The 25,738-nt window shown below is 71.2% G+C and carries 20 protein-coding genes, 5 tRNA genes and 1 pseudogene; 12 read left to right on the forward strand and 14 right to left on the reverse strand.

The window, feature by feature from the left end; genetic code table 11:
- Positions 1–33: 33 nt before the first annotated feature.
- The 7 genes and pseudogenes from nhaA to H7A72_RS07010 all read right to left on the reverse strand — a co-directional run bounded on the left by nhaA (position 34) and on the right by H7A72_RS07010 (position 9,156).
- Positions 34–1,887 (reverse strand): Na+/H+ antiporter NhaA, encoded by a 1,854-nt coding sequence (gene nhaA, locus H7A72_RS06980; protein WP_185222085.1) that lies wholly within the window; start codon positions 1,885–1,887, stop codon positions 34–36.
- 155 nt (positions 1,888–2,042) lie between these two features.
- Complete coding sequence (locus H7A72_RS06985; protein ID WP_185222086.1) at positions 2,043–3,311, reverse strand: glucose-1-phosphate adenylyltransferase family protein; 1,269 nt, start codon at positions 3,309–3,311, stop codon at positions 2,043–2,045.
- A gap of 112 nt (positions 3,312–3,423) precedes the next feature.
- Positions 3,424–3,556: pseudogene (locus H7A72_RS06990) on the reverse strand (transposase); the annotation flags it as partial.
- A gap of 145 nt (positions 3,557–3,701) precedes the next feature.
- Complete coding sequence (locus tag H7A72_RS06995; protein WP_185222087.1) at positions 3,702–5,774, reverse strand: 3-hydroxyacyl-CoA dehydrogenase NAD-binding domain-containing protein; 2,073 nt, start codon at positions 5,772–5,774, stop codon at positions 3,702–3,704.
- A gap of 2 nt (positions 5,775–5,776) precedes the next feature.
- A complete protein-coding gene (locus H7A72_RS07000) occupies positions 5,777–6,988 on the reverse strand; it encodes a thiolase family protein (protein WP_084452664.1) in 1,212 nt (403 codons plus the stop codon).
- A gap of 357 nt (positions 6,989–7,345) precedes the next feature.
- Complete coding sequence (locus tag H7A72_RS07005; RefSeq protein WP_185222088.1) at positions 7,346–8,578, reverse strand: HRDC domain-containing protein; 1,233 nt, start codon at positions 8,576–8,578, stop codon at positions 7,346–7,348.
- On the reverse strand, positions 8,575–9,156 hold the full coding sequence (locus H7A72_RS07010; protein ID WP_223277821.1) for a DUF3000 domain-containing protein: 582 nt from the start codon (positions 9,154–9,156) through the stop codon (positions 8,575–8,577). The genes H7A72_RS07005 and H7A72_RS07010 overlap by 4 nt, the downstream gene beginning before the upstream one ends.
- Before the next feature lie 63 nt (positions 9,157–9,219).
- On the opposite strand from H7A72_RS07010, the gene hemE reads away from it, so the two are divergent.
- Positions 9,220–10,272 (forward strand): uroporphyrinogen decarboxylase, encoded by a 1,053-nt coding sequence (gene hemE / locus H7A72_RS07015; protein WP_072624471.1) that lies wholly within the window; start codon positions 9,220–9,222, stop codon positions 10,270–10,272.
- Positions 10,273–10,284: 12 nt separating this feature from the next.
- Here hemE and H7A72_RS07020 read toward each other — a convergent pair whose 3' ends face one another.
- Positions 10,285–11,271, reverse strand: coding sequence for a DUF4349 domain-containing protein (locus tag H7A72_RS07020; protein ID WP_185222090.1), 987 nt, complete (start codon positions 11,269–11,271; stop codon positions 10,285–10,287).
- A 128-nt stretch (positions 11,272–11,399) separates the two neighbouring features.
- Between H7A72_RS07020 and hemG the strand changes: the two genes are divergently transcribed.
- The 3 genes from hemG to H7A72_RS07035 all read left to right on the forward strand — a co-directional run bounded on the left by hemG (position 11,400) and on the right by H7A72_RS07035 (position 14,649).
- Positions 11,400–12,815, forward strand: a complete 1,416-nt coding sequence (hemG, locus tag H7A72_RS07025; RefSeq protein ID WP_185222091.1) for a protoporphyrinogen oxidase — start codon at positions 11,400–11,402, stop codon at positions 12,813–12,815.
- Entirely contained in the window at positions 12,812–13,531 is a 720-nt protein-coding gene (hemQ, locus tag H7A72_RS07030) for a hydrogen peroxide-dependent heme synthase (protein WP_072624474.1), read from the forward strand. Before hemG ends, hemQ begins: the two co-directional genes overlap by 4 nt.
- 206 nt (positions 13,532–13,737) lie before the next feature.
- Positions 13,738–14,649 (forward strand): type IV toxin-antitoxin system AbiEi family antitoxin domain-containing protein, encoded by a 912-nt coding sequence (locus H7A72_RS07035; RefSeq protein ID WP_185222092.1) that lies wholly within the window; start codon positions 13,738–13,740, stop codon positions 14,647–14,649.
- 103 nt (positions 14,650–14,752) lie between these two features.
- On the opposite strand, the gene msrB is transcribed toward H7A72_RS07035, so the two are convergent.
- Positions 14,753–15,178 carry a peptide-methionine (R)-S-oxide reductase MsrB gene (gene msrB / locus H7A72_RS07040; protein WP_185222315.1) on the reverse strand — a complete coding sequence of 142 codons (426 nt, stop codon included), beginning with the start codon at positions 15,176–15,178 and terminating at the stop codon, positions 14,753–14,755.
- 103 nt (positions 15,179–15,281) lie between these two features.
- The gene (locus H7A72_RS07045; RefSeq protein WP_185222093.1) at positions 15,282–17,717 is read right to left on the reverse strand and encodes a lamin tail domain-containing protein; all 2,436 of its coding nucleotides are present in this window, start codon (positions 17,715–17,717) and stop codon (positions 15,282–15,284) included.
- 156 nt (positions 17,718–17,873) lie between these two features.
- Between H7A72_RS07045 and H7A72_RS07050 the strand changes: the two genes are divergently transcribed.
- Positions 17,874–18,956, forward strand: coding sequence for a DNA polymerase domain-containing protein (locus H7A72_RS07050; RefSeq protein WP_084452680.1), 1,083 nt, complete (start codon positions 17,874–17,876; stop codon positions 18,954–18,956).
- 9 nt (positions 18,957–18,965) lie between these two features.
- Here H7A72_RS07050 and H7A72_RS07055 read toward each other — a convergent pair whose 3' ends face one another.
- Together H7A72_RS07055 and H7A72_RS07060 are read right to left on the reverse strand one after the other, a co-directional pair.
- On the reverse strand, positions 18,966–19,244 hold the full coding sequence (locus tag H7A72_RS07055; RefSeq protein ID WP_084452682.1) for a hypothetical protein: 279 nt from the start codon (positions 19,242–19,244) through the stop codon (positions 18,966–18,968).
- A 94-nt stretch (positions 19,245–19,338) separates the two neighbouring features.
- Positions 19,339–20,397: an ATP-dependent DNA ligase gene (locus tag H7A72_RS07060; RefSeq protein WP_223277822.1), complete on the reverse strand. Its 1,059-nt coding sequence runs from the start codon at positions 20,395–20,397 to the stop codon at positions 19,339–19,341.
- Positions 20,398–20,443: 46 nt separating this feature from the next.
- Between H7A72_RS07060 and H7A72_RS07065 the strand changes: the two genes are divergently transcribed.
- Positions 20,444–21,604: a S9 family peptidase gene (locus H7A72_RS07065; protein WP_084452686.1), complete on the forward strand. Its 1,161-nt coding sequence runs from the start codon at positions 20,444–20,446 to the stop codon at positions 21,602–21,604.
- Positions 21,605–21,610: 6 nt separating this feature from the next.
- Here H7A72_RS07065 and H7A72_RS07070 read toward each other — a convergent pair whose 3' ends face one another.
- On the reverse strand, positions 21,611–22,288 hold the full coding sequence (locus H7A72_RS07070) for a dihydrofolate reductase family protein (RefSeq protein ID WP_185222094.1): 678 nt from the start codon (positions 22,286–22,288) through the stop codon (positions 21,611–21,613).
- A gap of 46 nt (positions 22,289–22,334) precedes the next feature.
- On the opposite strand from H7A72_RS07070, the gene H7A72_RS07075 reads away from it, so the two are divergent.
- Complete coding sequence (locus H7A72_RS07075) at positions 22,335–23,204, forward strand: polyphosphate kinase 2 family protein (protein ID WP_185222095.1); 870 nt, start codon at positions 22,335–22,337, stop codon at positions 23,202–23,204.
- A gap of 56 nt (positions 23,205–23,260) precedes the next feature.
- Here H7A72_RS07075 and H7A72_RS07080 read toward each other — a convergent pair whose 3' ends face one another.
- The gene (locus H7A72_RS07080) at positions 23,261–24,934 is read right to left on the reverse strand and encodes an acyl-CoA dehydrogenase family protein (protein WP_185222096.1); all 1,674 of its coding nucleotides are present in this window, start codon (positions 24,932–24,934) and stop codon (positions 23,261–23,263) included.
- Between the two features lie 122 nt (positions 24,935–25,056).
- On the opposite strand from H7A72_RS07080, the gene H7A72_RS07085 reads away from it, so the two are divergent.
- From H7A72_RS07085 to H7A72_RS07105, 5 genes are all read left to right on the forward strand, one after another.
- Positions 25,057–25,129: transfer RNA gene (locus H7A72_RS07085), tRNA-Gly, on the forward strand.
- A 31-nt stretch (positions 25,130–25,160) separates the two neighbouring features.
- Positions 25,161–25,232: transfer RNA gene (locus tag H7A72_RS07090), tRNA-Val, on the forward strand.
- A gap of 162 nt (positions 25,233–25,394) precedes the next feature.
- Positions 25,395–25,467 (forward strand) — tRNA-Gly (locus tag H7A72_RS07095).
- A gap of 25 nt (positions 25,468–25,492) precedes the next feature.
- Positions 25,493–25,563, forward strand: a tRNA-Cys gene (locus H7A72_RS07100).
- Between the two features lie 26 nt (positions 25,564–25,589).
- Positions 25,590–25,664, forward strand: a tRNA-Val gene (locus H7A72_RS07105).
- Positions 25,665–25,738 lie beyond the last annotated feature (74 nt).

The following is a 25,738-nucleotide window of genomic DNA, read 5'->3' on the forward strand; positions in this document are numbered from 1 at the left end:
ATAGGCGAGTCAGCTGTGTCGTCCCGATCCGTCTCAGACAGAGGCCAACTGGGTTCGTGCGCCGCGCCTGCTGGACTCGAGTGCCGCAGTCAACGTCCGGGCGTCATAGTCACCCAGCAAGCGGTGACCTTCGACGAAGAAGGTTGGAGTGGCGTGGGCGCCGCTGTTATCGGCGCTCACGAGATCGCGGTTGACTCGTTCTGCGATAGCCTCGCTGTCCATGTCCTGCACGAAGCGATCGACGTCCAGTCCGAGGTCTTCCGCGTAACCAATGAGGTGCTCTCGCTCGAGCGCGTCCTGATGGGTGAATACGTAGTCGAGCCATGTCCAGAACTCGCCTTGGTTCGCGGCTGCTTCAGATGCTTTTGCAGCCAGCGGCCCATGTGGGTGGTGGGGAAGGTGCCGCACGACGTAACGAAGATCGTGACCGAAGTGCCCACTCAGATCTTCCCAGGAGCCAGTGGCGTGTGCGCAGTACTCGCACTCGAAGTCGATGTATTCGACCAGCGTCAGCTGGGCGTCCTCCGGGCCGCGGATGTGGTCAACTTCGGGGTCGACTGGGGGGTCGAGCACCATGGGGAGATCTGCACTTTCCTCGCCCCACCGCTGAGCGGCGATCTTGAATATCAACCAGCCCAGGGCGACGGCGAGCACCATGGACACCAGCACCCCAACCGTCGCCTGTCGCCCGAGGTCGGTTGTCGAGCCGAAAGCAAGTCCGATGATGAGCAGAGAGACGGTGAAACCCATGCCTGAAAGTGCTGCACCGCCGAAGACGCTGCCCATACCCACTCCTTCCGGGAGTCGACCAAGGCCCATCCTGACCGCCAGGAGAGTGGCAACGCCAATTCCGACAAGCTTGCCGAGTACGAGGCCAGCAATGACCCCCCAGGTCACGGATGATCCGAAGGAATCTGCCAGGAGTTCACCCCTGAGGTCGACGCCGGCATTGGCGAGAGCGAAGATCGGCACGACAAGCAGTGCAGTGGGGCGGCGAAGAACTTCGTGCATTCTCTCGTTCACCGAGATCCCCCGGGCCAGGCCACGGCTGACACTGCGCGCCGACGCGGCGCTGGGCGACTGCCAGAAGTCACGGAAGAACTGGCGGGCGGCGACTACCTCTTGGCGCTGAGTGGGGTAGGCGGGGATCAGTAGACCGGCGAGCATGCCGGCGAGTGAGGCGTGCACCCCGGAAGAGACAGTGGCGAACCACATGACAATCACAAGGATCACATAAGGTGCGGCATTCCACTGCTGTGAGCGGCCGAGTCCCCACAAGCCGATGAGGCAGGCGAGAGCGATCGACAAGGGGACAAGCTTGATCTGATCGCTATAGACAATTCCAATGATCGATACCGCTAGGAAGTCATCGACCACTGTCAGGGTGAGGAGGAAGACACGCAACTGGCCAGACAGTCGTGGACCCACTATGGCGAGTGCGCCCAGCATGAATGCTGTATCGGTTCCGACGACCGCACCCCATCCGCCAAGTCCGCTCCCGCCGGACACGCTGACGACCAGCACATAGACCAGAGCCGGAAGAGCGACACCTGCAACTCCCGCCACCGCAGCGAGTTGAGCACGGCTGCGATCCCGTAAAGTCCCGTGCGCGAACTCCTGTCGAACCTCCAATCCGACAACAAAGAAGAAGATCACCATCAGGCCGTCGTTGATCCAATGATGCAGATTCATATGCATGCCGGCGGGGCCGACATCGAAACCGACTTCCTGATGCCACAGTTCGAAATAGCTTTCAGACAACGGCGAGTTCGCCCAGACGAGCGCCATGACGGTCACGAGCGCCAGAAACATCGCCGATCCGGACTCCGTCCGTAAACTGCGTGCAATGTGACCGGGAACCAGGCGACCTGGTGCCGTGTTTTCCATGCGGGGAGTCTACCTAGAGCAGCCCCGTGAAACCTTCACTGCTCGCGTGAGCACAGGGCTTCACGCAGCGTCCCCGGGTCCGCACACGGGCCAGTGACGATATCTGGCCTATGCGGAGTCCACGACTCAGGAACACCGAAGGAGTGGGGGCTCGTTCAGCTCGCAGTCGTGCCGGGCTCGAGGCGGGCTCCCGGCTCGAGGAAGACCCCCTTCGCCACGTGCGACTCACGACCGACGAGCACGACGGCGGAGTCCGAGGGCGGCCAGCGCTTCGGCTGGGCCCCGACCTGCGCGTCCTCGCCGACCCGGCACGAGTCGTCGACGACCGAGGCGTAGACCTGTGCACCGGACGCGACCCGCACCCGGTGCATGAGCACCGAGTCCTCGACCACCGCTCCCGCCTCGACGACGCAGCCCGGTCCGACGACGCTGCGGCGCACGGTGCCGTGCACGTGCGACCCGGGGCTGATCATCGAGTCCTCGACGAGGCTACCCGCGTGCATCATCGGCGGCGGCATCTCCGGCGACCGGGTGAGGATCGGCCACGCCGGGTCGTCGAAGACGTCGACTCGTCCGCGCAGCAGCTCGCGGTGCGCGGCCAGGTAGGCGGAGGGGCGGCCGAGGTCGCGCCAGTAGCCCGTGAGCGCGTACGCGTGGGTCTTCCCGCCCTCGACGAGCCGCGGGAGCAGGCGGTCGGGGAAGTCGCCGATCCCCTCCGTGAGCCCTGGGTCGGCCTGCGCCCGTTCGTGCCGGACCGCGTCGAGCGTGCGCAGCAGCACCGGGACGTCGTAGACGAAGATCTCGGCGGCGATCGTCCCGTGCGGCGGGCCGGTGGGCTTGTCGGTCAGCCCCTGCACGACGCCGTCCCGGCCGACGTCGACGACCGTCTTGTGCTTGGCCTGCGCGAGCGGCACCTCGACGGTGACGATCGTGGCCTCGGACCCGCGCTCGAGGTGCTGGGCGACGACGGCCCGCATGTCGAGGCGGTAGACCTGGTCGGCGCTCGTCACGACGACGACCTCGGCGCCCGCCTCACGCAGCTGGGCACCCATCTTCAGCAGGTCGTCGGCGTTGCCGGCGCTGAAGCCCTCGGACCCGCTGGCCTGCCCTTCCTCCGGCACGAGCCGCCGGTAGCCGCCGCGGGTGCGGTCGAGGTCCCAGGGCCGCCCACCGGCGAGGTGGCGGTCGAGCGAGGACGCCTCGTACTGCACCGAGACCCACACGTCGGGGATGCCGCTGTTGCCGAAGTTGCTCAGTGCGAAGTCGACGAGCTGGTAGCTGCCGGCGAAGGGGAGGGCGGGCTTGGCGCGCTCACGCGTGAGGACGTCCATCCGGGAGCCCTGACCACCCGCCTGGACGACCCCGACGATCTTCGGGATGCGGGAGAGGGGGACGACGCTCGACGTACCCAGATCCGCACTCATCTCATGACGTCCCCTCGCGACAGCGTCTCGGTCGAGATGCCCATCTGGACCCTATAACCAGGTCCCATGACAGCGTAAGCATCGCACGGCTTGAACTGTGCCTGGACCGCGTCAGGTCGGCGAAGAACTCGTTCCATGCCGCCTGTCTCCCTGGTGTCTACCTGCAGGTCCAAGACCTCGCGCTGCCCGTCGCCGTTGACGCCCACGACGATCACCACGACGGCGTTGGTCACCGCCGGGCCCTCGGCCCTTCTTCACGTCGAAACGACCGTGGTCCTCGCAACTCCTCGGACGCGGGAGTTGCGAGGACCACGAGAAGCGAAGGTCGTCGTCGGGACCTCCCCTTCGACATGCCGGAAGCCGGTCAGGCCTCGTCATGCTGCCAACGCATCAGGCCGGAACGCTGGCCACACCCTTCGGCAGGAAGCGCTGCCCAGTGACCTTCTCCGAGACGCCCTCACGGTCCAGGAGCGGCGTGAGGCCACCGTTCCAGAACTGGAAGCCGGCGCCGGTGATCATCGCGAGGTCGATGTCCATCGGGGCCTGTGCGACACCGTCGTCGAGCATCGTGCGCACCTCCTCGGCGAGGACCCCGAGGACCCGCTCGCGGACCTGCTGCGCGGTCAGCTCGACCGGCGACTCGGGGGCGGTGAGCAGCTCGGCCACGCCCTCGTCGTCGTAGGAGCGCTTACCGGCCTCGACGAGCGCCTTGAGGTTGGGCGAGACGTAGAAGCGCTCGCCGAGCTCACGGTGGAGCGTCTCGCTGTTGTGCAGCGCGATCGCCGGCCCGACCAGGCCGACCAGGACCAGCGGCGGCATCGGGGCCAGGCCCGCGATGCCCTCGTTGGCGACCTCGACCGGAGTGCCCTCGTCGACGATCTTGGAGAACTCGCCCATGAAGCGGCCGAGCAGTCGGTTGGCGATGAAGGAAGGGCTGTCCTTGACGAGGATGCAGGTCTTCTTCAGGCCCTTGCCGGTGGCGAAGGCCGTCGCGAGCGCCGCGTCGTCCGTCTTCTCGCCCGGGATGATCTCGAGCAGCGGCATGACGGCGACGGGGTTGAAGAAGTGGAAGCCCACGACCCGCTCCGGGTGCTGCAGCTCGGACGCCATCTCGGTGATCGAGAGCGACGAGGTGTTGGAGGCGAGGATGCACTCGGGGGTGACGACCTGCTCGACCTCGGCCCAGACCTTCTTCTTGACGCCCATCTCCTCGAAGACGGCCTCGATGACGAAGTCGGCGTCGGCGAAGCCCTCCTTGCTCGTGGACCCGGTGATCAGGGCCTTGAGCTGGTTGGCCTTGTCCTGCGTGATCTTGCCCTTGGCCAGGGAGGAGTCGATCTCGCCGTGGACATAGGCGACGCCCTTGTCGACCCGCTCCTGGTCGAGGTCGGTCATGACCACCGGCACCTTGAGCGAGCGGATGAAGAGCATCGCCAGCTGGCTGGCCATGAGGCCGGCGCCGACGATGCCGACCTTGCCGACCGGGCGCGCGAGCGCCTTGTCGGGGGCGCCGGCAGGTCGCTTCGCGCGCTTCTGCACGAGGTCGAAGGAGTACAGCCCGGCGCGCAGCTCGTCACCCATGAGCAGGTCGGCCAGGGCCTCGTCCTCGGCGGCGAAGGCGGCATCGCGCTCGGCGGTGCGCGCGGCCTTGACGAGCTCGATGGCGCGGTAGGGCGAAGGGGACTTTCCTGCGGTCTTCGCGTCGGCCAGCTGCGTGGCGGCCGCGGCAGCGGCCTCCCACACGGCGGCGTCGTCGTTCACCGGCTCGCGCTCGACCTTCGTCTCGCCGGAGAGCACACCGGCGGCCCAGATGATCGACTGCTCGAGGAAGTCGGCGCCGTCGAGGAGCGCGTCGGCGAGGCCCAGCTTCGCCGCGGCCGGGCCGTTCAGCATCCGGTTGGTGTTGAGCGGGTTCTCGACGATGACCTTGAGGGCCTTCTCCGGGCCGATGAGGCGGGGAAGCAGGTAGCAGCCGCCCCAGCCGGGGACGAGGCCGAGGAAGACCTCGGGCAGCGCGATCGCCGGCACGGCCTTGCTCATCGTGCGGTAGTCGCAGGCCAGCGACAGCTCGACGCCACCGCCCATCGCTGCACCGTTGACGAACGCGAAGGTCGGCACCGGAAGGTCCATGACCGCCGCGTACGCGGCGTGGCCAGCGCGGGCGATCTCGAGGGCCTGCTCGCGGGAGGCGACACCCGGGACTCCGGACAGGTCGGCGCCCACCGCGAAGATGAAGGGCTTGCCGGTCACGGCGACCGCGACGATCTCGCCGGCCTCGGCGCGCTGCTGCAGCGTCGCGACGGCGGCGCTGAGGCCGGCCATGCCCTCGAGGCCGAAGGTGTTGGGCTTGGTGTGGTCGTGGCCGTTGTCCAGCGTGACGAGGGCCAGCGTCCCGCCGTCGGCGGGGAGCTGGACGTCCTGGACGAGGGCGCGGGTGACGACCTCGGGCTTGGGCTCGCTCATGCTCAGTTCTCCTTGCCGTAGTCGGCGTGGTGCGGGTTCTCCCAGATGACGGCGCCACCCATGCCGATGCCGATGCACATGGCGGTCATGCCGTAGCGGACGCTCGGGTCCTCGGCGAACTGCCGGGACAGCTGCGTCATGAGGCGCACGCCGGAGGAGGCGAGCGGGTGCCCGGTGGCGATGGCGCCGCCGTAGCGGTTGACCTTGTCGGAGTCGTCGGCGATGCCGAAGTGCTCGAGGAAGGCGAGCACCTGCACGGCGAAGGCCTCGTTGAGCTCGAAGAGACCGATGTCGTCGATCGTCAGGCCGGCCTTGGCCAGAGCCTTCTCCGCGGCGGGGACGGGGCCGTAGCCCATGACCTCCGGCTCGACGCCGACGAAGGCGAACTCGACGAGGCGCATGCCGACGGGCAGGCCCAGCTCCTGGGCGGTCTCCTCGGCCGCGAGGATGCAGGCCGTGGCACCGTCGTTGAGACCGGCGGCATTGCCGGCCGTGACCTTGCCGTGCGGGCGGAAGGGGGTCTTCAGGCTCTGCAGGGACTCGAGCGTCGTCTGCGGGCGCGGGGGCTCGTCTGCCGTGGCCAGGCCCCAGCCCTTGTCAGCGTGGCGGGTGGCGGTCGGGACGAGGTCGGGCTGGATCTTGCCGTCCTCGTAGGCCTGCGCGAGCTTGCGCTGGCTGTTGACGGCGAACTCGTCCGACCGCTCCTTGGTGAGCGTGGGGTAGCGGTCGTGCAGGTTTTCGGCCGTCTTGCCCATGACGAGTGCGGACGGGTCGACGAGCTTTTCGGCGACGACGCGCGGGTTGGGGTCGACGCCCTCACCCATGGGGTGGCGGCCCATGTGCTCGACGCCACCGGCGACGGCGACGTCGATCGAGCCGAAGGAGATGGCGCCGGCGATGTTGGTCACCGCGGTCATCGCGCCGGCACACATGCGGTCGACGGAGTAGCCGGGGGTGGTGTTGGGCAGGCCCGACAGGAGCGACGCCATGCGGCCCAGGGTCAGGCCCTGGTCGCCGATCTGGGTCGTCGCCGCGATCGCGACCTCCTCGACCCGCTCCGGCGGGAGCTCGGGGTGGCGGCGCATGAGCTCGCGGATGCAGTTGATGACCAGGTCGTCGGCGCGGGTCTGGGCGTACATGCCCTTTTCCCCGGCCTTGCCGAAGGGCGTGCGGACGCCGTCGACGAAAACGACCTCGCGTGAAGTGCGGGGCACGGTGGGCCTCTCTGTCGTGGTGCAGGAGCAGCCGGGCGGTTCCACCCGACGCCTCTGAGGCTACTAAGCGCTTGCTCACCTGCGACAGGTGCGCCTCGCGTGACCCCGCCCACGTTCCCCCTTCGCTGGTCGAGGTGGGAGGCCGTCCACGGCCGAGCCTCGAGACCCCGGTGCCCTCCGACCTGCCCCTCACCCGCCGACTGCTGGGTCGAGGTGATCGCGTCCGACTATCCGGTCGCTGGTACCTCCACCCGCTCCCGCGGGCCGCCCTCGACTGCCGGGTCGAGGTAAGCGCGTCCGACTATCCGGTCGCTGGAACCTCTACCGGAAGCGGGGTCGCGACCCCGCGGGTGCCCGTCAGGCGTCGGGGTGGGCGGCGAAGGCGTCGGCGAGCATCGGGGCGACGATCTCGCGCTGCCAGGGGCGCACGCCGAGGTCGGCGAGGGCGGCGGCGAAGGCCGCGGGGGTGCGCTCGGCCGGCGGGCTCCACACGACCCGGCGCAGCGGGTCGGGGGAGCAGACGTTTTCGATCGGGACCGTGTGTGCCTCGGCGAAGGCGCCGAGGGTCTCGCGGGTGGTGGCCAGCCGCTCGGCGGCGAGCGGGTCGCGGCTGGGCCAGGAGCGTTGCGGGGGAGGGCCGTCGGCCTTGACCGAGGCCGGCGGCAGTTCGGCGTCGGGGAGCTTGCGGGCCCGGGCCACAGCGTCGAGCCAGGCCCGCTGACTGCGCTGGATCGCCCGGTGGCCGCGAGGCAGGTCAGCGGGGGCGTGCGGGTCGGCGAGGGCGATGTCGACGAGGGAGGTGTCGGGGATGACCCGACCCGGCGAGGTGTCGCGGTCGCGCGCGATGCGGTCTCGCTCGTACCAGAGCTCGCGCACCGTGGCGAGGACGCGCGGCTGACGGATCTTGTGCAGGCCGGAGGTGCGTCGCCACGGGTCCTCCTTGGAGGCCGGGCGCCAGGACAGCAGCGCCTCGAACTCCTGTCGCGCCCACTCGCCCTTGCCCTGGGAGGCCAGGTCCGCGCCCATGAGGTTGCGCAGCTCGCCGAGCACCTCGACGTCGAGCGCCGCGTAGCGCAGCCACGGCTCGGGCAGCGGTCGGGTCGACCAGTCGACCGCGGAGTGCTCCTTGGCCAGGCTGATGCCGAGGTAGTGCTCGATGACGGCGGCGAGCCCGACGCGCGGGAGCCCGAGCAGGCGCGCGGCGAGCTCGGTGTCGAAGATCTGCCGTGGCACCAGACCTACCTCGCGCAGGCAGGGCAGGTCCTGGGTGGCCGCGTGCAGGATCCACTCACCGGTGCCGATGGACCGGTCGAGAGGTGTCAGGTCGGGCAGGGTCACCGGGTCGATGAGCCAGGTCCCGGCGCCCTCGCGACGTACCTGGACGAGGTAGGCGCTCTGCCCGTAGCGATATCCGGACGCACGCTCGGCGTCGAGCGCCACCGGTCCGACGCCCGCGGCGATCGCCGCCGCGCAGTCGTCGAGCTCGGACTCGCTCGTGATGACCGGCGGGACGCCCTCGGCGGGCTCGGTGAGCACCGGCAGCGGAGCGGGCGCCTCCGCTGCCTCGTCCGTGACGGGCTCGTCGCTCACCGGCGGCGCCCCGGGAGAGCCGTGACGCCTGCGGGCAGGGGCGGGAGCCCGCCGACGGTGCCGAGCATGTCGACCCAGGCCTGCAGGTGCACACCGACGGCCGAGTCGGCCGGGGTCCACGACGCGCGGATCTCCATCTCGACGTCGGGCTCGCGCTCCTCGAGGTCGGCGAAGGACTCGGAGACGACCCGGGTCACGGTGCCGGCGAGGTTGCCGGGCGCGATCCCGTGCGCCTGAAGCGCGTCGGTGAGCCAGGACCAGCCGACCGCGCCGAGCATCGGGTCACCGGCGACCTCGGGCTCGAGCTCGGCCCGGGCGAAGGTCACCACGCGCCACGCGCCGCCCCAGGGCTCCGGCTCGCTCGGGTCGTGCAGCAGCACGAAGCGCCCGGTCGCCAGGTCCTCGCCGTCGGAGGCGTCGACGATGTCGGCGGTCATGGCGACGGCGTGGGGTGCCAGGCGGCTGGGCGCGGGCACCTCCGTCAGGCGCACCTCGGGGCGCAGCCGCGACTCGTGCAGGCTGCGCAGCGCGTGCGCGAAGTCCGGCGACTGGGCGTCGGAGATCTCTCGGGTGGCCACCCTGCGAGGGTAGGTCGCCGACGGCCGCCAGCGCGGGAGGGCACGCCGGACGGGCATGGGAGGATGCGGCCCGTGACCACCTCTGCCTCGCCCTCCGACAGCCCCCTGGTCCGCGCGGCCCGCGGGGAGACCGTCCCGCACACCCCGGTGTGGTTCATGCGCCAGGCCGGTCGCTCCCTTCCCGAGTACCGCGAGGTCCGACGCGGCACCAACATGCTCGAGGCCTGCCGCACGCCCGACCTGGTCACCGAGATCACCCTGCAGCCGGTGCGCCGGCACCGGGTCGACGCCGCGATCTTCTTCTCCGACATCGTCGTCCCCCTGCAGGCCGCCGGCGTCGACATCGACATCGAGCCGGGCGTCGGACCGGTCCTCGACGAGCCCTTCGCCTCTCGCGAGGACCTCGACCGGATCCCCGAGCTGACCGCCGACATGATCCCCGACATCGCCGAGTCGGTCCGGCGGATCGTCCTCGAGCTCGGCCCGACCCCGCTCATCGGGTTCGCCGGTGCCCCCTTCACCCTCGCCTCCTACCTCATCGAGGGCGGGCCCAGCCGCAACCACGAGCTGACCAAGTCGCTCATGCACGGCGACCCCGAGCTGTGGAACGACCTGTGCGCCCGGCTGACGCAGATCTCCGCCGCCTTCCTCAAGGTCCAGGTCGAGGCGGGCGCCAGCGCCCTGCAGCTCTTCGACTCGTGGGCCGGCTTCCTCTCCAAGGCCGACTACCGCCGTTACGTCCTGCCGCACACCCAGGCGACCCTCGCCGCGCTGGCCGACGCAGGCGTCCCGCGGATCCACTTCGGCGTCGGCACCGGCGAGCTGCTGCCCGACATGGCCGCTGCCGGCACCGAGGTCATCGGCGTGGACTACCGCGTCAACCTCGCCGAGGCCATCGAGCGGGTCGGCGGGGACCAGCCGGTCCAGGGCAACCTCGACCCGGCGCTGCTCTTCGCCCCCTGGGAGGTCGTCGAGCGCGAGGTGCGGCGCATCCTCGACGAGGGCCGGGCCGCCCCCGGCCACATCTTCAACCTCGGCCACGGCGTCCTGCCCGACACCGACCCCGTGGTCCTCACCCGGGTCGTCGAGCTGGTCCACGAGGTCAGCGCGCGCTGAGCCGCTCGGGGCTCAGGCCTCCGCGGTCGGGGTCGCAGGCGTGGCTGCGGGACGAGCCGCCCGACGGCGGCGCACCCACCACACGAGCGGCGCTCCGAGGATCGCCAGCGTCACGGCGAAGGGGGTCACCGCGCCGAGCACGGTCATGCCGACGGCCAGTGCGTCGGTGAACGCCGACCACCCGGAGCCCAGCCCGGCGAGGAAGCCGGTGCGCTCCTCCTCGGGCTCGTCGGCCGGTGCGTCCTCGGTCGTCAGGCTCACTGTGATCGGGGCCGTCGTCGTGCGCTTCTCGAGCGACTTCTGCTGGCTCTTCAGCGCCTCGAGGTCCGCCTCGCGCGTCGACAGCTGGCTCTCGAGCGAGACGATCTGGTCGAGGTCGTCGGCGGAGTCGATGAGCTTGCGCAGTCGCTCCACCGAGGCGGTCATCGTGCGCACCCTGGCGTCGGTGTCGGTGTACTGCGAGGTGAGGTCCTCCGCCTCGGCCGAACGGTGGGTCACCTCGCCGACGTCGGCAAGCTTGGTGATCGTCGCGTCGAGCTCGTCGACGGGGACGGTGACGGTGATCTCCGCCCAGTCGCCGCGCGACCCGTCATCAGCCCGCGAGTCCTCGCTCGAGACATAGCCGCCGGCACGCCTGGCCGTCGAGCGCACCTTGGCGCTGGCCTGGTCGACGTCCCCCACGGTCAGCGACAGCTCCGCGGAACGGGCCACGTGCGTCCCGGCCGGCGTCGTGTCCGATGCCTTGGCGCTGGACCGCTGCTGGTCACTCTGCCCTGACGAGTCCCGCCCTGACGCGTCCTGCGCTGAGCCCGGCGCCGCTCCACCGGCGGCCGACTCGCTCTGCCCGTCCCCGGAGCTCTGGGTCGTGGACATGCTGGGTGCCACGTCGCTGCCACTGTCGCTACCGCCGGCGCAGCCCGCCAGGGTCACCCCGCCCGCGGCGACCAGCGCCGCCCAGCGTGCCGTCGTCCACCGTGTCGTCCCTCGTGTGTTGCTCATCTCGATCACCCCTGCGTCGTGCGTCGGGTCTGCTCCCTTCGCTGTCATGGGTGTGACGGGGCCGCCGTGCGGACGGTTCCGTGCGGGCCGGTTCCTCCCGACGCGGGCGGCGGTGGGAGAGTGGGGGCATGCCCCCTTCGGTCGTCGTCGTGGGTGGCGGACTCGCCGGTCTGGCCACGGCCCACCACCTCCTGAGCTCCCGCCCCGACCTCGAGGTCACCGTCCTCGACGGGGGCGACCGCCCCGGTGGCAAGGTCCGCCGCGAGGAGGTCGGCGGTGTGCGGGTCGACGTCGGCGCCGAGTCGGTCGTCGCCAGCAGCGTCGCCGCCCGAGAGCTCGTCACCGGGCTGGGGTTGGCCGACCGGATCGTCCACCCCGAGCCGGTGCCCGCCTCGATCTGGTCCCGCGGCCGACGGCACCCGGTGCCGGCCCGCACCTTCATGGGCGTCCCCGGTCACGACTGCGACCCCTCCGGTCTCCTCGACGAAGGGGAGGTCGCCCGCGCCACGCAGCCGACCCCCTTCGTCGTGGACCGCGACGACGTCACCGTCGCCGAGGCGGTCGCGAACGTCCACGGCCGTGCCGTCGTCGACCGGGTCGTCGAGCCGCTCCTCGGCGGCGTCTACGCCGGGCGGGTGGACCGCCTGTCGCTGCGCGCGACGATGCCGCTGCTGTGGGCGGCGCTCGCCGACGGCCGGTCGATGACCGAGGCCGTCTACGGGCTGCTCCCGCCGCCGGGGACCCCGCCGCGACCACGCGTCATGGGGCTGCGCGGGGGCATCGGGGGGCTCGCCGACGCCCTGGCCGATGCCGTCGTCGCCGCCGGCGGTCGGATCCGGACCGGGAGCCTCGTGCGGCGCCTGCAGCGCACGCCCACCGGCTGGCAGGTCATCGCCGGGGCGACCACCGCGCCCGTCGTCCACGACGCCGACCACGTCGTCCTCGCCACGCCCGCGACCCCGACCGCTCGCCTGCTCGCCGGCCACGCGCCGGCCGCGTCGTCCGCGCTCGCCGGCATCGAGTACGCCTCGATGGCGGTCATGACGATGGCGCTGCCCGCGGCCACCACGCCGCAGCTTCCGGGCAGCGGTTTCCTCGTGCCGGCCCTCGAGGGCAAGGCGATCAAGGCGAGCACCTTCAGCGCCTCGAAGTGGGCCTGGGTCCGCGAGGCCGGCGGGGAGGTCGTCCTGCTGCGCGCCTCGGCAGGGCGCGCGGGCGAGGTCGCCTCCCTCCAGCGCGACGACGACGAGCTCGTCGCCGCGGCGCTCGCCGAGATCGGCGAGGCGGTGGGCTCGCCGCTGCCCACGCCGGTCGACCACCACGTGCAGCGCTGGGGCGGCGGGCTGCCGCAGTACGACCTCGGGCACACTGAGCGGGTCGCCGCGGTCCGCGCCGCGGTGGCCGACCTGCCCGGGATCGAGGTCACCGGGGCGGCCTACGACGGTGTGGGCATCGGCGCGGTCCTCACCGGGGCCGCCGCCACGGCCACGACGATCCTCGACGCACTTCCCCCTTCGTCCACCCCTCGACAGGAGCACCGATGACCACCCGGCCCGTCCCCGCCAAGCCCACGCGCGAGCAGCTCGAGGCGATCAACAGCAGCGTGCACTACGCGATGTTCAGCGCCTTCGCGCTCGTGACGCCCGTCGGTGACGACGACCGCGCGGCGATCACGCAGGAGGTCGAGGCGCTCTTCGCTGAGCTCACCGAGGGCGGCGTGCGTATCCGTGGCGTCTACGACGTCGCGGGCCTGCGCGCCGACGCCGACATCCTCGTGTGGTGGCACGCCGACGACATCGAGCTGCTGCAGGACGCCTACAAGCGACTGCTGCGCACCGAGCTCGGCGCGCACCTCGACCCGGTGTGGTCCAACGCCGCGGTCCACCGCCAGGCGGAGTTCAACCGCAGCCACGTCCCGGCCTTCATGGCGGGGGAGGAGCCGCGCGACTACGTGTGCGTCTACCCCTTCGTGCGCTCCTACGACTGGTACGTCCTCGACGACAAGGACCGCCGCTTCATGCTCGCCGAGCACGGGGCGATGGCCAAGGACTACCCGGACGTGCGCGCCAACACCATCCCCGCCTTCGCCCTCGGCGACTACGAGTGGATTCTCGCCTTCGAGGCCGACGAGCTGCACCGCATCGTCGACCTCATGCGCGAGTTGCGGGCCTCCAAGGCGCGCCTGCACGTGCGCGAGGAGATCCCCTTCTTCACCGGCCCGCGCGTGAGCGTCGAGGCCCTGGTGGCCGGCCTGCGCTGACGCGGCGCGGCGGCTCAGGTCCCACCTGCCCCACGATTTCCGGGTCACCCGAGAAACTGCCCCTTCGCAAGGGTTTGAAACCCTTGCGAAGGGGCAGTTTCTCTTGCTGAGCCGGCCGCGTCCACACCCTTCGGTGCTGTGTGGCTCTCGTCCACAGCCGGACGAAGGGAGGGTCAGCCGGGCCGCGGGACCAGCACCGTGGTCCCATGATCGACGTCACCAGCGACCTCTTCGCCGATCTGCTGCGGCTGCCCGACGGTCTCTTCACGCGCCAGGACGCCGTGCGCGCGGGGGTGCGTGACCGCGTCATCGCCGCCGCCGTGCACCGTCGGCTCATCGTCCGGGTCTGTCGTGGTGTGTACACGTCACCCGGCCCTCTCACGGTCGACGAGCAGCGTCACCTCGTGGCCCGCGCAGCACTGCGCTCCTACGAGGACGCCGTGCTCGTCGGAGCGCCCGCCGTCGCCGCTCATGGCATCCCGCTCTTCGAGGTGCCGGCGCTGCCGGGCGACATTGCGCGACCGATCGTCAGGGAGGCGCGGACTGCGCAGCTGCGGATACGCCCCCTTCGTCATGCGTCGGTGGAGACCGACTGGGGGCCGGCGACGGATCTGCCGACCTCGCTCCTCCAGCTGACGATGGACCACGGCATCCCGGCTGGGATCGCGTCCATCGACGCGGCCCTGCACACCGGCGCCACGGACACCGACGCGCTGCAAGCGGGGCTGGGCGAGATCGCCGCGTGGCCCCGCTCGTCCCGGGCTCGATGCGCCATTGCTTGGTCCGATGGGCGGGCGGAGTCGCTGGGAGAGAGCGTCACTCGCGCGATCCTGCGTGGTGCCGGCTACCGCGTCGACTCGCAGGTGCGCATCGCCGACGGTGACGGGGTGGTCGTCGCCCGTGTCGACCTGGGCATCGAGGGCACCCACGTGCTCCTCGAGTTCGACGGCAAGGTCAAGTACACGGATGGTGGGCCCGATGCGCTCTTCCGGGAGAAGAAGCGCGAGGACCGGATCAGGTCCCTCGGCTACGTCGTCATCCGCGTGACCTGGGCTGACCTCTTCCACGCCGAGCGCATCGTGCGCGCGGTGCGGGATGCCCTCGCTGCGGCCGCCTGAGGTTGACAAGACAAACTGCCCCTTCGCAGCAGTTTCAAACTCCTGCGAAGGGGCAGTTTCTCGGGTGACCCGGAAATTGTGGGGCGGGTGAGGTACCAGCCCCTCAGCCCTGAGCGGGGCGCAGCGTCATCGAGATCGAGTTGATGCAGTAGCGCTGGTCGGTCGGGGTGTCGTAGCCCTCGCCCTCGAAGACGTGGCCCATGTGGCTGCCGCAGTTGGCGCAGCGAACCTCGATGCGGGGGCGGCCGGGGAGCGAGTCGTCCTGGATGTACTCGACCCGGTCCTCGGCGAGCGGGGTGTAGAAGCTCGGCCAGCCGCAGTGGCTGTCGAACTTCGTGTCCGAGGTGAAGAGCTCGGTGCCGCAGGCACGGCAGGCGTAGACGCCCTCGGTCTTGGTGTCGGTGTACTCACCGGTGAAGGGCCGCTCGGTGCCCGCGGCCCGCAGGACGGAGAACTCGTCGGCCGACAGCTCCTCGCGCCACTGCTCGTCGGACTTGGTCACCGCGTAGTCGCGGCCGGTGGGCTCCATCATCGTCAGGCTCCTCGTCGATCGGTCTGCTCATCATGCAACGCGACGGCCCCCGGGGATCATCCGGGGGCCGTCGCACGCCGTGGGGCGAAGGGAGATCAGCTCACTTCTTCAGGTCCAGGTGCACGACCTGCGGGTCGTGGTCGCTGTCCTGGTCGGCGAAGGGCGAGTTGGTGTGGACGATGTCGTAGGTGAAGGCCGGCCGGTGCCCCTTGCCGGGGCGGAAGGGTCCGGCGTTCTTCTTCTTCGAGTCGAGCGTCGCCAGAGCCGGCGAGACGAAGATGTGGTCGAGCACCTGGCTGTTGCCGTCGTAGACATAGGTCCAGCGCTCCGACGCGGGCAGCGTGCGCGGCAGGTCGGTCATCGCCGTCGTGCCCGAGCCCTCGACGATGTCGGCGAGGATGTCGCTCGTCTCGCTGAACTCGAAGTCGTTGACGTCACCGGCGACGACGAACTTCACCTCCGGGTCGGCGGCCAGCAGGTCGTCGGCCAGGGCTCGCACCTCGCGCGCCTGCTCGTGACGGGCCTCCTCGCTCGAGCGCACCGGCTGCTGCCAGCGACCGAAGAGCGGGTCGTCGCCCCCCTTCGAGCTGAAGTGCACGGCGGCGACGAAGACGCGCTCACCGCGGAAGCGGTACTCGCCGACGAGGGGCTTGCGCGAGCCGGCGAAGGCCTCGGACGACGGCGCGACGCGACCGGGCGACTCGGTGAGGTAGGGGCCCTTCTTGTCCTTCGCGACGCTCGTCGCGTGGTCGGCGGCGCCGGAGCTGCGCTCGACGAAGTCGATGTCGCGGTCGGTGCGGTGGAGCAGCACGTTGCGGATGTTGCCGCCGGGCTGACCACCGTCGGCCTTGTCCTGCGGGTCGACCCAGTGGGCCTCGTAGGTGGGCCCGCCGGCGGCCTCGATGGCCGCAATGAGCTTGTCGGTCGTCGCGGAGGAGTCGACGGTGCCGTCGTCGGTCGGGCCGCTGTTGTCCTGGACCTCCTCGACGGCGATGACGTCGGGGCTGCGCAGGTTGGTGACGACCTGACCGGCGAGCCGGTCGAACTTGCTCTGGTCGTTGCCCGGCGCCAGGTTTTCCACGTTGAAGGAGGCGACCGACAGCTCCCGGTCGTGCTGCGGCTGGGTCACCTCACGCTCGAGCCCGCCGTCCTCGATCGTCGGGACCTGCGTGGCGAGCAGCTTGAAGTTGGCGAAGGAGTAGTCGAGCGGCCCGGCGACCAGGCCGGGCAGGCGGTCACGCACATCGGCGTCGGGCAGCGAGCCGCTCGGCAGCAGCACGTCGTCGACGAGCACGCGCATCGCATTGGGCTGGTCGTAGCCGCCGTAGACGACACCGCCGGCCGACGAACGCGTCGCCTCGACGGCGCTGCCTGGCACGACGGGGATCTCGTAGCCGGTCGGCCCGACGACCTCGGCGTCGCGCACGCCGACCTGCATGCCCTCCATCGACTCGTAGAAGTCGATCGCGTCCCGGTCGGGGCGGAAGGCCGCGTCGTCGTACTCGACGCTCTTGGGGTCCTCGGCGTCGATCGTCTGCTGCGGCGCGGTGCGGTCCTCGCCGAGGACGACCGGCTCGGGCACGTCGCCGGTGCCGGTCTTCGTCACGACGGGCGAGACGATCTCGGTCGTCGTGAGGTTGTCCCAGCCGCTGGAGCCGCCGGGGCGGAACTCGTCGACGACACCGTCGACGGTCACCGTGTCGCCCACGGCGACGGTCGGCGTCGAGCGCGTGTAGACGAGGACGGCCTCGGAGGTCGCCTCGTCGTCGTCCGGCGTCGTGCTCTGCAGCCAGAAGCCGGAGGACGAGACGGCGGTGACGACGCCCTCGACACCGTTGACCTTGGCGCCGTCGAAGGGGGAGAGGTGGTGCCGGCCCTGGATCTCGGCGATCGTCTCGGGCTCGTCGACGGGCGGCTCCTCGCCGTCGTCGGGCTCGCAGACGACCGGCGGGGTCGAGGAGTTCTGCGGCGTCGGAGCACCCACCGCGAAGTCCGCGGTGTTGTTGTCGGTGTCGGCGCAGACGTCGGTCCGCGCGACCGAGGTCGTGTTGTCGGTCGCGTCGGCGGGTGCGCCCTCAGCGGTCGTCGCGGCCCCCCAGCCGAGACGGTCGGCCACCTGGCCGTCGGGGCGCACGACCTCGACACGGGCACCCGAGGAGGACATCGCCACGGTGCCGGTCGCGTCCGGCGTCGGCAGCGCGGGAAGCGAGGCGTTGGCGCCGTCGGCCTGCTTGACGAGGTAGCGCCCGCCGGCGCTCACCTCGCCGCTGAGCGTGGTCGTCTGCGGGGTGGTGCCGCTGGCCGAGTAGTAGCGCAGCGTCCAGCCGGTGAGGTCGACGTCGGCCTGGCCGCGGTTGGCGAGCTCGACGAAGTCGCTGCGGAGGGTGGCGCGCGAGTTGCCGCCACCCCCGTAGGCCTCGGAGATGACGAGGTCGGGGGAGGCGGCGGAGGCGCTCGGGGCAAGCACCGCGAGGCCGGTGAGGCCGAGCGGCGCGATGGTCAGTGCCGCGAGCACGCGGCGACGACGGGAGGGCATGTGGGCTCCTGGGAAGGGGTGGGTGTGGCCACGGGCACACTAGAACCGCCGGGTGCTGCGCGCAGCGCGAGCGGGTGAACGTCGCGTGACGATCACCCGACGGGACGAAGGGGGGAGCCGCCCCCCTTCGTCGGTGGCAGCCCATACGCTGACCGCATGGCCAAGACCCCCGCCGTCATGGTGCCCGCCGGCGACCGGGAGGTGCGCGTCTCGAGCCCCGACCGGGTGATCTACGAGGCCACCGACCGCACCCCCGAGATCACCAAGCTGCAGGTGTGCGAGTACTACGCCGCCGTGGGTGAGGCGATGATGCGCCAGATCCGCGAGCGCCCCACGGCGATGGAGCGCTGGCCCGACGGGTGGCGCGAGGGCATGCGGCTGGCCGTCGGCCCGCGTGACAAGGACGCCGACGGTTTCTACCAGAAGCGGCTGCCCCGGGGAGCGCCCGAGTGGATCGAGACGGTCGGCATCACCTTCCCGAGCGGGCGGACCGCGGAGGAGCTGTGCCCGAGCGAGCCGGCGGCCCTGGTGTGGGCGGCCCAGATGGGCACGCTGACCTTCCACCCGTGGCCGGTACGCCGGCCCGACGTCGACCACCCCGACGAGCTGCGCATCGACCTCGACCCGCAGCCGGGCACGACCTTCGCCGACGTGCAGCGCGTCGCCGGAGTCGCGCGCGAGCTCCTCGAGGACCTCGGCATGCGGGGCTACCCCAAGACGAGCGGCAACCGCGGCATCCACGTCTACGTGCGCATCGAGCCGCGATGGTCCTTCGAGGACCTGCGGCACGCGGCGATCGGCTTCGGCCGCGAGCTCGAGCGGCGTGACGACGGGGTGACGACGGCCTGGTGGAAGGAGGAGCGCGGCGAGCGGATCTTCGTCGACTTCAACCAGAACAACCGCGACCGCACCATCGCCGGCGCCTGGAGCCTGCGCGCCCGACCCGGTGCACCCGTGAGCACGCCGATGACGTGGGAGCAGATCGCCGAGGTCACCGACCCCGCCGAGCACAACATCACGACCGTGCTCGACCACCTGGCCGACGGCGACCCGTGGGCCGACATGGACGACACGGCCCACTCGCTCGAGCCGCTCCTCGACCTGTGGGAGACCCTGCCGGGCGGCGAGCTCAACTTCCCGCCCGACTACCCGAAGATGCCGGGCGAGCCGCCTCGCGTGCAGCCGAGCAAGAAGGTCGCCGAGCACTGGGACGAGGACGGCAACCGGGTCGAGGAGTAGCAGCGCCCCTCAGGCGACGAAGCCGTCGAACTCCGCCACCGTCTCACCGGCCGCGGAGACGACGACCCGGCTGGGCCCGACCATCGACTGGGTGATCGCGGCGGTGACCTCTGTGCCGGTCGAGAGGGTGCCGACGAGGTCTTCGCTGCCCGAGACCATCGTCGTGGAGGCGAGCAGCTCGTCCCCCTCGAAGAGCTCCCAAGTGGCCTTGACCAGGCCCGTGGTGCCGACGACGCGCACGGGGCGGCCGTCGACGGTGACGTTGTGGTTGTCCTTGGTGATCCCCATGTTCGGCAGGCTAGCCGGGTCGCTCGCGCAACGACGTCGGGCCCAGCCCCGGGCGCGCGCCTTCGTCGCGTGCCGAGGCGTCGACGTCACCGCGTCAGTCGAGGACCTCGCCCAGGTCGTACGCCGCGGCCCGGTCGATCTGATCGAGCGTGCACGACTCGGGCTCGCGGTCGGGCCGCCAGCGCAGGAACTGCACGGTGTGCCGGAAGCGCCACCCCTCGAGCTGGTCGAAGGCCACCTCGACGACCCGCTCGGGCCGCAGTGGCACGAAGCTCACGTCCTTGCCCGAGCTGAACCGGGACCGGTCCGTCTCGGCGTGCTCGACGTTGCCCTCCGCGTCACGCCGCACGAGCGGCTCGAGCTCGTCGACGAGCTCGAGCCGGCGCTTCGCGGTGAAGGCGGCGATGCCGCCGACGTTGAAGAGCTGCCCGTCCTGGTACAGCCCGAGCAGCAGCGAGCCGACGCCTTGGCCGGACTTGTGCACGCGATAGCCGGTGACGACCGCCTCCGCCGTGCGCTTGTGCTTGATCTTGAGCATCGTGCGCTTGCCGGGGGAGTAGGGCGAGGCGAGCGCCTTGGCGACGACCCCGTCGAGCCCGGCGCCCTCGAAGCGGGTGAACCAGTCGCGGGCCTCGTCGGCGTCACGGGTGACCCGCGTGAGGTGCAGCGGCGCTCCCTTCGCCATGCCGTCGAAGAGCGACTCGAGCCGCTCCCGCCGCTCCGCGAAGGGGGAGTCCGTCACGTCCTCGTCACCGACGGCGAGCAGGTCGAAGGCGATCAGCTCCGCGGGCGTCTCCTGCGACAGCCTGGTGATCCGCGACTCGGCGGGGTGGATCCGCTGACCCAGCGCCTCCCAGTCGAGGCGCTGCGCGCCCGGCTCGCCACTGCGCACGACGACCTCGCCGTCGACGACCGCGCTGCCGGGCAGGTGCTCACGGATCGCCGCGACGAGCTCGGGGAAGTAGCGCGTCAGGGGCTTCTTGCCGCGGCTGATGAGCTCGACGTCGTCGCCGTCCTTGCGCACGAGGCAGCGGAAGCCGTCCCACTTCGGCTCGTAGCTGTAGCCCCCCTCGACGGCGTCGGCAGCCGGCACGTCCTTGACAGCCTTGGCGAGCATCGGGTCGAGGAGCAGGTCAGCGGGAAGTGGCGTCACTCACCACATTCTGCCCGTGGGGCACGACATCTGAGACGATGACGCCGTGACACAACGGACGGCTGCCGAGCGCGCCCTGACCTATGGCGCGGTCGCCACGGGATCCGCCCTCGTCGGTGCCGGGTCCGTCTGGGTCGGCGCCGGCACCTACTTCGCCCGCAAGGTGCTCACCCCGGACCTCGTGCGGCCGGACGACACCGAGATCCACGTCATCCACTCCGACAGCGTCACCCTCTCCGGCACCCCCGACCTGCTCGTGCCCGGCCGCTACGGGCTGTGGCTCGACGGCGGCCGCGGCCACGCCCGCATCGGCAGCGTGCTCGAGGTCGACCACCGCCGCCAGCGGGTGCGCCGCGAGCTGCTCGAAGTCGACGAGGGCGTGCTGCAGCCCGGGCCGGCCCGCTTCAACGGCTACTACTACGGCCGCGACCCGCGCGCCGACCTCGGGCTGGAGACCCAGGACGTCGCCGTCCCGGCCCAGCTCGGACCGATGCCCGCCTGGGTCGTCCCGGGCGGCAGCGGCGACCGGTGGGCCGTGCTCGTCCACGGCCGCGGTGCCCGTCGCCACGAGACGCTGCGCGCCATCCCGGCGCTCCACGCCGCCGGCCTGACCTGCCTCGTGCCCAGCTACCGCAACGACGGAGATGCCCCCCGCGGCCCCGACGGCCGCTACAACCTCGGCCTGTCGGAGTGGCGCGACATCGAGGACGCCGTCCGTCTGGCGCTCGCCCGCGGCGCCCGCGAGATCGTCCTCGTCGGCTGGTCCATGGGCGGGGCGATCGTCCTGCAGTTCCTCGACCGGTCGCCGCTGGCAGCCGACGTGTCACGGGCGGTGCTCGACGGCCCGGTCGTCGACTGGGGCGACGTGCTGCGCCACCACGCCGAGCTGCACCGGGTCCCGGCGCCCGTCTCGCACCTCGGCAGCGCCCTCATGGGCCAGCACTGGGCCCGCCGGCTCGTCGGGGTCTCCGAGAGCGTCGACGTCGCTCGCACCAACTGGGTCAAGCGGGCCGACGAGCTCCAGCACCAGATCCTGCTCATCCACTCGCGCGACGACGAGTTCGTGCCCGTCGGCCCGAGCGAGGCGCTCGCCGCGGCCCGCCCCGACCTGGTGACCTTCGTCCCGTGGTCGCTGGCTCGCCACTGCAAGGAGTGGAACGTCGACCCGCGACGGTGGACCGACACGGTCGTGGACTTCGTGCGCTAGACCCGCTCAGCGCGTGAGGCGCCACAGGCCGAGGAGCGTCCCGTCCTCCTCGAGCAGGTGCCGCGACGTCAGGCGAAGGGAGAGCCCCTCGCCGTCGAGGATGCGCGGGTGCTCCACCCGGTGGCCACTGACGAGCCGGGGCGTCCACGTCAGCCCGAGCTCGTCGACGAGGCCGGCGGCGGCCAGGTCCGCGGCGAGCGAGGGGCCGCCTTCGCACAGCACGTGGGGTCCGAAGGCGGACCGCGCGCGCTCGAGGACCTGCGCCAGGTCCACCGTCTCGTCCCCGCACAGCCAGCGGTCCTCCCCTTCGTCCATGCCGGAGGCGCGGGTCGTCGCCAGGACGACCCGCTCGGCGCCGCGCAGGGTCTCGGGGAGCACACCCCGGCGCGAGACGACCACGAGGGGCAGCCCCGCCGACCCGTAGCCCTCGGCTCGGGCGGTGCCGGCACCGACCACCACGACGTCGGCGGCGCGTCGCATCGCGGTGAAGGCCCGGTGGTCGGCGGGGGAGTTGATCGAGCCCGACAGTCCGTCGGGGCCGGTGGCGGCGCCGTCGAGGGTGCTGACGAAGTTCAACCGCAGCAGGGGGCCGGGGTGGGCGTAGAGCCGGTCGAGCAGGTCGTCGTCGACGGGGGAGCCGGGGGTGACATCGGCCGCGGGGGCGTCCGCGCTGAGGATCCGCATGGCGTCGAGTCTGCCCCAGTAGCCGCGGTGCTGACATGATGCGGTAATGGTCAAGGACAAGAAGTCAGCCAAGAAGTCGTCTGCCGCGTCCTTCAGCGAGGCCCTGCGCGCCGACCCCGGCACGGACCTCGCGTCGATCGACCCGCGCAGCACGCCGGGCTTCGACGGGGACAAGGAGGCCGGGCAGGCGGCCCTCGCCGAGCTGACCGACGTCGTGTCCGACTTGCAGGAGCGGCTCTTCGCCGAGTCCAAGGGGGGCGGCGTTCGCAGCGTCCTGCTCGTCGTGCAGGGGATGGACACCGCCGGCAAGGGCGGGATCATGCGGCACGTCGTCGGCGCGGTCGACCCCCAGGGCGTCGACATCACCAGCTTCAAGGCGCCGACTGCCGAGGAGCGCAAGCACCCCTTCCTCTGGCGCATCCGCAAGGCGCTGCCCGAGCCCGGCATGATCGGCGTCTTCGACCGCAGCCACTACGAGGACGTGCTCATCGTGCGCGTGCACGACCTCGTCCCGCGGGCCCAGTGGTCGCGCCGCTACGGGCAGATCAACACCTTCGAGGAGAGCGTCGCCGACAAGGGCACGACGATCATCAAGGTCATGCTCCACATCAGCAAGGACGAGCAGAAGTCGCGACTCACCGAGCGCCTCGAGCGTCCCGACAAGCACTGGAAGTTCAACCCCGGCGACATCGACGAGCGTGAGCACTGGGCCGACTACCAGGAGGCCTACCAGGCCGTCATCGACAAGTGCTCGACCGACGTCGCGCCCTGGTACGTCGTGCCCGCAGACCGCAAGTGGTTTGCGCGGCTGGCCGTGATGCAGCTGCTCAAGGAGCACCTCGAGCAGCTCGACCCGCAGTGGCCCGTGGCCGACCTCGACGTCGCGGCCGAACTGAAGCGGCTCAAGAAGACCTGACACTCCCGGTCTGCATTGCCCTACGGCAATGCAGACCGGACACACGCTCCAGTGCCTCAGGCGGTGACCGTGGCCCGCTCGATGGCCGTGGCGCCGGCGGCCATCACCAGGCCGGCGTCGAGCGTGCCGAAGCTCTCGCCGCGGCGGCCGTCGAGGCGTGAGGCCACGAAGGCCTCGGCGAGCTCGGCGGGGGAGTGCCGCACCATCAGGCTCGCCTGCAGGGTGACCGCCAGCCGCTCGACGAGCCGTCGGGCGCCCGCGGCGACCTCGACCCCGTCGAGGGCAGCGAGCCCGGCGCAGTCGCGCTCGAGGTCGTCGAGCGCGGTGTCCAGCGCGGCGAGGTGCCCGCGGGCGACGGAGGCCTCCTTGAGCAGCGCCATGAGGGACGCGGGCTCGCGGGAGATCGCGCGCAGGACGTCGAGGGCGTTGACATTGCCCGAGCCCTCCCAGATCGAGTTGAGCGGCGCCTGCCGGTAGAGCCGGGCCAAGCCGTGCTCCTCGACGTAGCCGTTGCCACCGAGGCACTCCAGGGCCTCCGCGACGAAGGGAGAGGTCCGCTTGCACACCCAGTACTTGCCGACCGCGACGCCGAGCCGGGTCAGCTCGGTGTCGTCCTCGTCGAGGGCGTGGGCGAGTCGCAGCCCGAGGAGGGTGGCCGCCTCCGACTCGAGCGCGAGGTCGGTGAGCACGTTGCGCATGAGCGGCTGGTCGACGAGCAGCGCCCCGAAGGCCCGACGGTGCCGGGTGTGGTGGACCGCCCGCGTCAGCGCCGCGCGCATGGTGCCGGCGGAGCCGAGCACGCAGTCGAGCCGGGTCGCCGAGACCATGTCGATGATCGTGCGCACCCCGCGCCCCTCCTCGCCGACGAGCGCGCCCCAGGTGCCGTCGAGCTCGATCTCCGAGGAGGCATTGGACCGGTCGCCGAGCTTGTCCTTCAGCCGCTGCAGGGCGAAGGGGTTGCGCGTGCCGTCCTCGAGCACCCGCGGCACGAGGAAGCAGCTCGGCGGGGCGTCCTCGGCGGTCTTGGCCAGGACGAGGAAGACATCGCTCATCGGTGCGGAGCAGAACCACTTGTGCCCGGTGAGCCGGTAGGTCTCGCCGGTCAGCGGACCACCGGGGGTGCGCACGGCGAGGGTGGAGTTGGCCCGGACGTCGGAGCCGCCCTGCTTCTCGGTCATGCCCATGCCGGCGATGGCGCCCGCCTTGGTGCCGACCTCGCGCAGGCCGAAGTCGTAGTCGCGGGAGGCGAGCTTGGGCGTCCACCGGTCGGCCAGCTCGGGGGAGTGGCGAAGGGCGGGGACCGCGGCGTTGGTCATGGTGATCGGGCAGATGTGCCCCGGCTCGACCTGGCTCCAGGTGAGGAAGGCCGCGGCGCGGGTCACGTGCGCCCCGCTGCCGGACGGTCGGGTCCACGGGACCGCCGTCAGGCCGGCCGCCGCTGCGTGCCCCATGAGGGCGTGCCACGCGGGGTCGAACTCGACCTCGTCGATGCGGTGGCCCCAGCGGTCGTGGGTCACGAGGCGGGGGATGTTGCGCTGGGCGCGGTCGGCCAGCTCGGCGGCCTCGTCGGATCCGGCGAGTCGGCCGAGCGCGGACAGCTCGCTGGTGGTCACGGCAAGGTGCTCGTCGGGGACCCAGCGATCGACGCCCTGTGCGACGACGGGATCGCTCGCGAAGACGTCGTGACCCCCGTAGGGCGGGACCTGGTTGGTGACCTCGTGCGTCGGCATGACCGCACGATACGACCCCGCGCGAGGGTGGCGAGGGGAGGTCCGGACCCTCGGGTTTGGAATCTGTGCCCGAGGTGGGCTAATCTCGCCCAGCGCGGTCAGCAGCGATGCCGACCGCGAGTGCGGATGTAGCTCAGTTGGTAGAGCGCAACCTTGCCAAGGTTGAGGTCGCCGGTTCGAGCCCGGTCATCCGCTCTGATGGCGCCACCCCGGTGGCGCCGTCCCCGGGCGATTGGCGCAGCGGTAGCGCGCTTCCTTGACACGGAAGAGGTCACTGGTTCAAACCCAGTATCGCCCACCGGAGGTCCTTGGGCCCCGGACTGCGGGAGCGGTCCGGGGCCTTCGTCGTGCCCGCTCGGTGCCCTGCGCCACGCCGAAGGGGGTCGGTTGGGAGAGTCGGCGGTCCATGGGTTAATGTTTCTCCTCGTGCCCCGCGTTACAACGCGACCTGGCGGGGCGTGCGGATGTAGCTCAGTTGGTAGAGCGCAACCTTGCCAAGGTTGAGGTCGCCGGTTCGAGCCCGGTCATCCGCTCAGAAGGTTGATAGCCACCTTCGGTGGTGGAGTGGCCGAGAGGCGAGGCAACGGCCTGCAAAGCCGTCTACACGGGTTCAAATCCCGTCTCCACCTCGACCATGCAGTCAGCTGCATGACCCGGGCGATTGGCGCAGCGGTAGCGCGCTTCCTTGACACGGAAGAGGTCACTGGTTCAAACCCAGTATCGCCCACCAGCACCCCCGAAGGCCCCGAACTGCGAGAGCGGTCCGGGGCCTTCGTCGTGCTCGGCGCCCCACGATTTCCGGGT

It is taken from the genome of Janibacter sp. YB324 (assembly GCF_014217915.1).
Taxonomy (GTDB): Bacteria; Actinomycetota; Actinomycetes; order Actinomycetales; family Dermatophilaceae; genus Janibacter; species Janibacter indicus.

Bases quoted from the DNA above. Each gene is read 5' to 3' on its own strand.
- H7A72_RS07020 (WP_185222090.1), bottom strand. From the start codon at position 11,271: ATGAGCAACACACGAGGGACGACACGGTGGACGACGGCACGCTGGGCG.
- H7A72_RS07045 (WP_185222093.1), bottom strand. From the start codon at position 17,717: ATGCCCTCCCGTCGTCGCCGCGTGCTCGCGGCACTGACCATCGCGCCG.
- H7A72_RS07055 (WP_084452682.1), bottom strand. From the start codon at position 19,244: ATGGGGATCACCAAGGACAACCACAACGTCACCGTCGACGGCCGCCCC.
- H7A72_RS07050 (WP_084452680.1), top strand. From the start codon at position 17,874: ATGGCCAAGACCCCCGCCGTCATGGTGCCCGCCGGCGACCGGGAGGTG.
- msrB (WP_185222315.1), bottom strand. From the start codon at position 15,178: ATGGAGCCCACCGGCCGCGACTACGCGGTGACCAAGTCCGACGAGCAG.
- nhaA (WP_185222085.1), bottom strand. From the start codon at position 1,887: ATGGAAAACACGGCACCAGGTCGCCTGGTTCCCGGTCACATTGCACGC.
- H7A72_RS06985 (WP_185222086.1), bottom strand. From the start codon at position 3,311: ATGAGTGCGGATCTGGGTACGTCGAGCGTCGTCCCCCTCTCCCGCATC.
- H7A72_RS07080 (WP_185222096.1), bottom strand. From the start codon at position 24,934: ATGCCGACGCACGAGGTCACCAACCAGGTCCCGCCCTACGGGGGTCAC.
- H7A72_RS06995 (WP_185222087.1), bottom strand. From the start codon at position 5,774: ATGAGCGAGCCCAAGCCCGAGGTCGTCACCCGCGCCCTCGTCCAGGAC.
- H7A72_RS07035 (WP_185222092.1), top strand. From the start codon at position 13,738: ATGATCGACGTCACCAGCGACCTCTTCGCCGATCTGCTGCGGCTGCCC.
- H7A72_RS07075 (WP_185222095.1), top strand. From the start codon at position 22,335: ATGGTCAAGGACAAGAAGTCAGCCAAGAAGTCGTCTGCCGCGTCCTTC.
- H7A72_RS07070 (WP_185222094.1), bottom strand. From the start codon at position 22,288: ATGCGGATCCTCAGCGCGGACGCCCCCGCGGCCGATGTCACCCCCGGC.
- hemE (WP_072624471.1), top strand. From the start codon at position 9,220: ATGCGGCCCGTGACCACCTCTGCCTCGCCCTCCGACAGCCCCCTGGTC.
- hemG (WP_185222091.1), top strand. From the start codon at position 11,400: ATGCCCCCTTCGGTCGTCGTCGTGGGTGGCGGACTCGCCGGTCTGGCC.
- hemQ (WP_072624474.1), top strand. From the start codon at position 12,812: ATGACCACCCGGCCCGTCCCCGCCAAGCCCACGCGCGAGCAGCTCGAG.